This window comes from Xanthomonas sp. WHRI 1810A, from assembly GCF_040202885.1.
GTDB lineage: Bacteria > Pseudomonadota > Gammaproteobacteria > Pseudomonadales > Pseudomonadaceae > Aquipseudomonas.
In genome coordinates this window covers 75,155-83,483 of the sequence record NZ_JBEGED010000022.1, presented here as the reverse complement: position 1 = coordinate 83,483, position 8,329 = coordinate 75,155, and the positions used below count along the sequence as shown (strand labels likewise).

Genomic DNA, 8,329 nt, shown 5'->3' with positions numbered 1-8,329 from the left:
TGTCCGTTTGGCGCGTACCGGCGGAGCAATGCCGGAGCGAGGGAACCCCGACGAAGGAGGGGCCGGACACGGGAGCGGGCCTTTTTGGTTACTTTTTTGGCTCTTGAAAAAAGTGACCCGCTGTAAGAGCGGAACCGATACCAGCAACACCCCCGTTAACGGATATACACACCATCCGAGGGGTGTCAGTCAGACCGCATCGCGCCCGTCGTAACCTCCGAATGCTCCTACAGGGACCGCGTCACCCGCTGTAAGAGCGGAACCGATATCAGCAACACCCCCGATAACGGATATACACACCGACCGAGGCGTGTCAGAACCACCGCATCGCGCCCGTCGTAACCTCCGAATGCTCCTACAGGGACCGCGTCACCCGCTCGGTATCGACCAACCGCATCGAGGGCAAGCGGGCTGCGCGTCAACCCTGGTTTACCAACGAAACGCCACAGTCCCCAGCACCGTGCGCTCTTCACCCCAATAGCAACGCCCGGCGTTGTTGCAGCCCGACACGTATTCCTTGTCGAACAGGTTCTTGGCGTTGACGTCCACCGACCAGTGCTTGTCGATGTCATACCCCACCAACGCATCCACCAGCGTCACGTCCCCGGTCTTCAACGTGCCGTACAACGTCGGCGCGGTGTAAGCGAACGTGTTGTCGAAATACCGCACACCCCCGCCCACCCGCAGGCCACTGAGCGCCCCGTCGAGGAAACGGTACGTCGCCCACGTCGACGCCTGATTACGTGGAATACCCGTCAGCTGATGATCCTCGAACAGCGACCCCGGCGCGTCCTTGGTCACCCGCGCATCGGTGTAGGTGTAGGACGCCACTAGGCTGAGGTTCGGGGTCACGTCACTGTTGACCTCAAGCTCCACGCCCTTGGACTTACTCTTGCCCACCTGCTGGCTGAACCCGTTGCTGCCGGCCACCACATCATGGGATTTGGTCAGGTCAAACACCGCCGCGCTAAAGGTCGTGTTCCAGCCTCTGGGCTCGAACTTCAGACCCATTTCGTACTGCTCGCTGAGGATCGGATCGAGCAATTCCCCGTTCGGTTGTGAGGACTGCTGCACCGGCGTGAACGCCGTCGAATAGCTGACATACGGCGAAATCCCGTTTTCGAACTGGTACATCAAACCTGTTTGCCAGCTGAAACGGTGATCCCAGCCGTCCAGGTCGGTGGCCGGCACCGCTGCGCTACCGGGTCTGGCGGCGCTGGCGCGGTTGCGGTATTCGCTCTGCACCCAGTCCTGACGCCCACCCAACAGGAAGATCCAGTTGTCGTACTTGCTTTGTACCTGCCCGTACGCGCCGTACATGTGTTGATCGAGCTGCGAATTCTGTACGTACTGCGACGCGTTCGGCTGCACCGGCGAGAACACCGGATTGAACACGTTGTAGGTGCCGCCATTGCCGGCGTTCCAGTCCTGGTTGAAGGACGTCCGGTCGTAGCTGGCGCCGAGCAACACGGTGTTGTCCAGCGCGCCGGAGGTGAAGTGCCCTTCGAACTGGTTGTCCAGCGAATAGGTGACCGACTTGTTGTCGCGGTCGTAGGCGGTGCTGCTCAACGTCGACCCGAAACCGCCGTTGTTCAGGTTGTTCGGCCAGGTCTCGTGGCGGTTCAGACGCGACTCCATGTAGCGCGAGTTCTGCCGGAACTGCCAGGTCTCGTTGAGCTGATGACTGAACTCGTAGCCCAGGGTCCAGGTTTCCCGTTCGAAATCGTCCCAGCTCGGGTTGCCGTTGAACTGGTCCTTGCCGATCTTGCCGTTGACGTTATTCAGCAGCGTGCCTGCCGCCGGGTAACCCAGCAGCAGTTTGGTGCGGTCACGCTGGTAGCTCGACAGCAGGGTCAGCGCGGTGTCTTCGTCGAAGTTGAAGGTCATCGACGGCGCGATGTACAGACGATCGTCCGGCACCGAGTCCACTTGGGTATCGGCGTTGCGGCCCAGCATCACCACCCGCCCGAGAATGCGGTTGTCGTCGGTCAACGGGCCGGACACGTCCAGCCCGAGCTGACGGCGATTGTTGCTGCCATAGGTGAATTTGGCTTCACCCTGAGCGGTTTCGGTCGGCTTTTTGCTGACCAGATTGACCAGGCCGCCCGGCGCGTTTTCGCCGTACAGAATCGAGCTCGGCCCACGAAAGACTTCGGTGCGTTCCAGGCCGTAGGGCTCGGTGGTGGTGTCATAGCGGTTGCCTTGCAGGCGCAGGCCGTCCTTGAGCAGGCCGTAACCGTAGTCGGTGGCGTTGTAGCCGCGAATGGAGAACAGATCGCCGGCCAGGCCGTCGCCCACGGCAAACGGCGGCGCGAAGATCCCCGGCACGTAGCCGAGGATATCGGTGAGGGTCTGCGAGCCCTGGTCCTGGATGCGTTGACGGGTGACGACCGACACCGAACGCGGGGTTTCCGACAGCGGCGTGCTGGTCTTGGTGCCGGCGGTGCTGTTCTGCACCTGATAGCCTACGGCCTGCTGCCCTTCCGGCGCCTGCCCGGTAATGACCGAGTTCTCCAACTGCAGCGCCTTGCCATTGCCGGCGGGTACGCGCGCGTCTTCTGCTGCCGCCATTCCGTGCCAACTGACGGTGGCAATCACCAGCGCCAGGGTCTTGAGTTTGAAATCCTTGTTGTTAGTGCGAGCCATGCGTTCCCCCTCCCTCGAACCTTGTCACGGGGCCCCAGCCCCACGTGTACCGAAATATGTCAAAAAGCGAGGAAATGTAACAGAGAACAATTCCTATTACCATTGCGATTGAAGCGGCGAGCTAAAGCCTTCCCTGGCCTGTCGATGGGCGCATCAAGCCGAGCTGACAGCAGCGCTGACGCTGGCGGCAAAGATGTCGGCTACTTGGTCGATCTGTGCGGCGGTGATGATCAGCGGCGGCAGAAAACGAATGACGCTGGAGTGACGGCCGCCGACTTCGACGATCAGCCCGCGTTGCAGGCAGTGACGCTGAACGGCCGACGCCAGCGCGCCATTGTGCGGTGGACGACCCAGCGCATCGAGCCGGCCGGCGGGCTCGACCATTTCCACCCCCAGCATCAGGCCCATGCCCCGCACATCGCCCATCTGCGGGTAATCCTTCTGCAGCCCGCGCAGGTGCCCGCTCAGGCGCTCGCCCATGGCCGCGGCGTGCACGTCCAGACGCTGTTCCCGGACGATGCGCAAGGTGGTCGACCCGGCCACCATCGCCAGCTGATTGCCCCTGAACGTCCCGGCGTGGGAGCCCGGTTTCCACACGTCCAGCGACTGGTGATACACCACCACCGCCATGGGCTGGCTGCCGCCGATGGCCTTGGACAGCACCAGCACATCCGGGGTGATGCCCGCGTGCTCGAAGGCGAAGTGCTTGCCGGTACGCGCTACGCCGCACTGGATCTCGTCGAGGATCAGCGGCACCTTGGCCTCGCGGGTGATGCGCCGGACTTCCCGCAGCCAGTGCGCGGACGTCGGCACCACACCGCCCTCCCCCTGCACCGGCTCCAGAATCATCCCGGCCGGCAACAGCACGCCGCTTTCCGGGTCCGTGAGCTGGTTCTCGATGTAATGCAGCCCGACCCGTTCGCCCTCCTCGCCGCCCACCCCGAACGGGCAGCGATAGTCATACGGGAACGGCAGGAACTGCGCCCCCGACGCCAGCCCGCCGAGATAGGCCTTGGGCCCCAGGTTGCCCATCAACCCCAGCGCGCCCTGGGTCATGCCGTGATAGGCGCCGTGGAACGCCATCAGATTGCTGCGGCCGGTGGCAGTGCGCACCAGTTTCAGCGCTGCTTCCACCGCATCGGTCCCGGCCGGCCCGCAGAATTGAATGCGCGCGTCTTTGGCAAAATCGGCCGGCAACAACGCGAACAGCTCATTGATGAAATCGTCCTTGGCCTCGGTCATCAGGTCCAGGGTGTGCAGCGGACGCTGACCGTCGAGGGTGTCGCGCAGGGCCTGCACCACCTGCGGGTGGTTGTGGCCCAGCGCCAGAGTCCCGGCCCCGGCCAGGCAATCGATGAACCAGCGCCCTTCGCTGTCCTGCACGTGAATGCCCTGGGCGCGCTTGAGTTCCAGGGGAATCCGTCGCGGGTAACTGCGGGCGTTGGACTCCACGGCGGCCTGGCGTTCAAGCCGCGGCGTGGGGGCGAAATGGTAGTCGGCGCGGGCCAGTGCCGCGTCCGGGCTGATGTCGGCAATCGGCGTCACGTGGGTGGGGCTATACATATTCCTGCTCCTGGAAATCCTGCGACTGAAGGCGTTCACAGACCTGCCCGAGGGACTCGGCCAGTTGATGGATAAACAGCTGATCACGGACGATCGAGAGGTGGTCGGCGTCGATCCAGACCGAAGCCTGCAACGGGCGACCCAGGCCCGACGTCAGAAGCGCCGGTGCGTTGTCGTTGTTTTCCGGCGAGCGCGTGGCCCACCAGGCGTGGACCGGCGCGCCGGACGCATGAATCGTCTGGCAGTGACTGGCCAGCTGGCGCATGTGGCGTTCCACCGCCAGCAACTGTTGCCAGTGCTCGTCGGCGGCGTTGTCGCCGTCGCCAATGACAGGTCCGGCCACGGCGGGACGCGGTAGACCGGCGCCGGGCACGTAGCCGTCGATCAGGCCGACGAATTCCACGCGCTTGCCAAGCCGTGCCAGCAACCGGGCCATTTCCAGCACCATCGTGCCGCCCATGGACCAGCCGATCAGGCGGTACGTGCCGGTGGGTTGCTGTTCGAGCAGGGCCTTGACGTAATCCCGGGCCATTTGCTCGATGGAGGTGTCGCGCCAGCCGGCGTCCAGCACCTGTCGGTTCTGCACGCCCCAGACGTCCCACTGCGCGGACAACCGCCGCGCCAGGGCGTAATAACCCACCACCGTGCCGCTGACCGGGTGCACGCAGAACACCGGCGGCTGCCGGCTCGGGCCGCTGCTCAGACGGATCAGCGGATTGAGCCCGGTGCTGACAACCGCAGCGGTGGGCGTTGGCGCTTGCACCGTGGGCACGCTGTCCAGCAATTCCACCAACGCATCGTTGTACGCCGTGAGCAAGCGTTGAACGGTCTCGCGCCGATAACGCTGACCACTGAAACGGAAGGTCAGGCCCAGTTGGCCGGCAAACACCTGGGCGTTGATTTCCAGCTCGCGGTTCAAGGGCGTCGCCGGGTCGATCAGCGCGCCGGGCGAGGTGCTGGCCGGTGCAAAGCGTCCGTCGCCCAGGTCCTGATCGAACTGGCCGAGGTAGTTGAACACCACCTTCGGTTCGGGCAGCGCCGCCAGTTGTTGGCGCACCGCTTCCGTGCCCAGATAACGCAACAGGCCAAAGCCGACGCCTTTGTCCGGCAGACCGCGCACGGTGTCGCGCACGCCGGTCAGCGTGTCCCGGACGCTGGCAGTGGCGGCCAGGCGCAGCGGAAACAGGCTGGTGAACCACCCCACCGTGCGGCCCACGTCCAGCACCTCGGACAACCCTTCCCGGCCGTGACCTTCCAGCGCAATCAGGCTGTGGTCCAGACCGCCCCAGTGTTTGAGCGCCTGGACCAGCACCGCCAACAGCATTTCGTCCATCCGCGCGTCCAGCGCGGCCGGTGCTTCGCGCAGCAGACGCCGGGTCTGCCCTTCGTCCAGCAGCAGCTCGCACTGTTGAAGATCGGCCTGGGTGGCGCGGCCCGTCGGTTCATCCACCGGCCAGACCTGGTCGGCGCCGCCCACCTGTTCCAGCCATTGCAGCGCTTCGGATTGACGTTCCGGGCGCTGCGCCGCCGCAACCAGTTGCTGGGCCCAACGCTGATAACTGGCGCCCTTGGGCCCCAGCGCCACAGGTTCGCTCGCCGCCAGCTGCGAATACGCCCGGGCCAGGTCTTCCAGCAACACCCGCCACGACACGCCGTCCACCACCAGGTGATGGGCGACCAGCAACAGCCGCTGACCGTCCGGCATCTGCGCCAGCACCACCCGCAGCAGCGGGCCGTCGTGCAGGTCCAGACTGCGTTGCGCCTGTTCGCACAGTTCCAGCAACTGCGCGTCATCGGCCACTTCCCGCACCCACGGTTGGGCGCGTTCGTCGTCCGCGTCCGGCCATGCGCGGTAGCGTTGCTGCCAGCTCAAATCTTCACCCTGGCTGAAAGCCAGGTTCAGGCCGTCGTGATGACGCAGCAGCGCGTGCAGTGCCCGGGCCAGCAACGGCGCTTGCAGCGGGCGCTTCACGTCGAGCAACAGCGCCTGATTGAAGTGCGCGCGGTTGACCATCGGCTGCTCGAAGAAATGCGCCTGGATGGGCGTCAGCGGCAACTCGCCGCTGGGCGTTTCGTCGATGCGTTGCGCCGGCGCAAGCGGCTCGGCCTCGGTCAGGCGCAGCGCCAGGTCCTGCAGGCGCGGATGGCTGAACACGTCTTTGGGCAGCAGCTTCAGCCTCACCTGGCGCAGGCGCGTGATGACCGCCAGCGACTGAATCGAATCGCCGCCCAGCTCGAAAAAGCTGTCCTGACGACTGATCTGCTCGACGCCCAGCAGGGTCTGCCAGACGGCGGCCAACTGCACTTCGCGCTCGCCCTGCGGCGCCTGATGCGGGTGATGGCTCAGTTGCGGCTCGGGGAGCGCATTGCGGTCCAGCTTGCCGTTGGGCAGCTGCGGCAGACGCGCCATGACCACGATGTGCGCCGGTACCATGTATTCCGGCAGCTGATTTTTCAGTTGCTGCTTGAGGCTGTCTTCGCTCAGATTTTGGCCGCCGACGTAACCCAGCAGGCGCTTGCCCTGGGCGCCGTCGCGGACGATGACCAGCGCTTCGCGTGCGCCGTCGCAGGCTTTGAGCGCTGCCTCGATTTCCCCGGCTTCGATGCGAAAGCCCCGCAGTTTGATCTGGTGATCGATTCGGCCCAGGTATTCCAGCTGGCCTTCGGCGTTGAGCCGGACCCGGTCGCCGCTGCGGTACAGCCGCTCTCCGCTGCGGAATGGATGCGGCACGAATTTCTCGGCTGTGGCCGCTGGACGATCCAGATAACCCCGCGCCACCGCGCCGCCCAGGTACAGCTCACCCGCGATGCCTTGGGGCAGCGGGTTCAAGTCGGCGTCCATCACGTAGCCCTGGCGATCCCCCACCAGATCGCCAATCGGCGCGTACGCCGTGGTGAAATCCGCGGTGGCCGCCGGTGCCAGCCACAGCGTTGGCGTGACCACCGTTTCGGTCGGGCCGTAGCCGTTGATGATCACTTCGGGCTGCAAGTTGCGGATCACGTCGTGCAGCATTTCCCGGCTGAAGGCTTCGCCCGCAAAGCAGTAGGTTTTCACCCCCGGCCCCTTGCCCTGCACACCGGCCCAGTCGGACAGCTGCCGCAGGTAGCTGGGCGGAAACGCCGCCACGGTGATGCCTTCGCGGATCAGCGTGTTGTAGGTCTGCTCGACGCTCCACAGTTCCTGATCGCGCAGCACCACGCGGGCGCCGTAGCACATCGGCGTCATCCAGCGTTCGTGAGCACCGTCGAAGCTGATGGAGAGGAAGTGAAACTCCCTGTCCTCCGGTGTGAAGCGATAGCGTTCGCCGATGGTCTGGATGTGCATCGAGATATCGCCGTGGGCGATGGCCGCGCCTTTGGGTTTGCCGGTGGAGCCGGAGGTGTAAATCAGGTACGCCAGTTGCTGCGGGTGGATGATCGTTTCCGGCGCAGTGATCGGTTCCGAAGACACGTCCAGCCGGTCCAGATTGAGCAGCGGCACGTCCCCCGCCGACACCCGATCCAGCGCCGCTTCGTGGCTGATCAACAGCTTCACGCCGCCGTCTTCCAGCATGTAGCGCAGGCGTTCGGCCGGGTAATCCGGGTCCAGCGGGATGTAGGCGCCGCCGGCTTTCAGTACGGCGAAGAACGCCACCCACAAATCGATGCCGCGCTCCATGGCAATCGCCACGCGCACTTCGGTGGTCACCCCCAATCGGCGCAAGGCGTGGGCCAGTTGATTGGCGCGCTGGTCGAAGGCGGCAAACGTCAGGGATTGATCGCCATGCACCAGGGCAATCGCCTCCGGCCGCAAACGGGCGTGATCGGCAATCAGCTCGTGAATCGGCCGCTGCGAATAGGGCGAAAACGGCGGCGTGTTCCAGGTTTCCAGTTCGGCGAGGTCCTTCTCGGTCAACAGCGGCAGATCGCCGATGGCCGTGTCCGGGCGCTCGCAGACCGCGTTCAACACCGTCAGCAACTGCCCGAACAAGCGCTCGACAGTGGCGGCGTCGAACAGGTCGGTGGCGTAATCCAGGTAGCCGGTGATGCGCCCGTCCTGATGCTCGAACGTGCCGAGCACCAGATCGAACTGGGTGCCATTGATCGCCCAGGGTTGCGGTTCGCAGGTCAGCCCGTCGAA

Annotated in this window: 3 protein-coding genes (1 of these 3 only partly in view); all 3 read right to left on the bottom strand. The window is 64.8% G+C overall.

The window, feature by feature from the left end:
• Positions 1-429 precede the first annotated feature (429 nt).
• Positions 430-2,646 (bottom strand): TonB-dependent siderophore receptor, encoded by a 2,217-nt coding sequence (locus ABQX22_RS24005; protein WP_349802375.1) that lies wholly within the window; start codon positions 2,644-2,646, stop codon positions 430-432.
• A gap of 153 nt (positions 2,647-2,799) precedes the next feature.
• A complete protein-coding gene (locus tag ABQX22_RS24000; protein ID WP_349802374.1) occupies positions 2,800-4,209 on the bottom strand; it encodes an aspartate aminotransferase family protein in 1,410 nt (469 codons plus the stop codon).
• A protein-coding gene (locus ABQX22_RS23995; RefSeq protein ID WP_349802373.1) for a non-ribosomal peptide synthase/polyketide synthase crosses the window boundary here: on the bottom strand, positions 4,202-8,329 show its end. Its footprint extends 12,351 nt past the window's final position; the window shows 4,128 of its 16,479 coding nt (coding positions 12,352-16,479); its start codon lies off the right edge, out of view — the gene reads right to left on this strand; it ends in the stop codon at positions 4,202-4,204. The genes ABQX22_RS24000 and ABQX22_RS23995 overlap by 8 nt, the downstream gene beginning before the upstream one ends.

Coding starts and splice junctions, on each gene's coding strand:
- ABQX22_RS24000 (WP_349802374.1), bottom strand. CDS start 4,209: ATGTATAGCCCCACCCACGTGACGCCGATTGCCGACATCAGCCCGGAC.
- ABQX22_RS24005 (WP_349802375.1), bottom strand. CDS start 2,646: ATGGCTCGCACTAACAACAAGGATTTCAAACTCAAGACCCTGGCGCTG.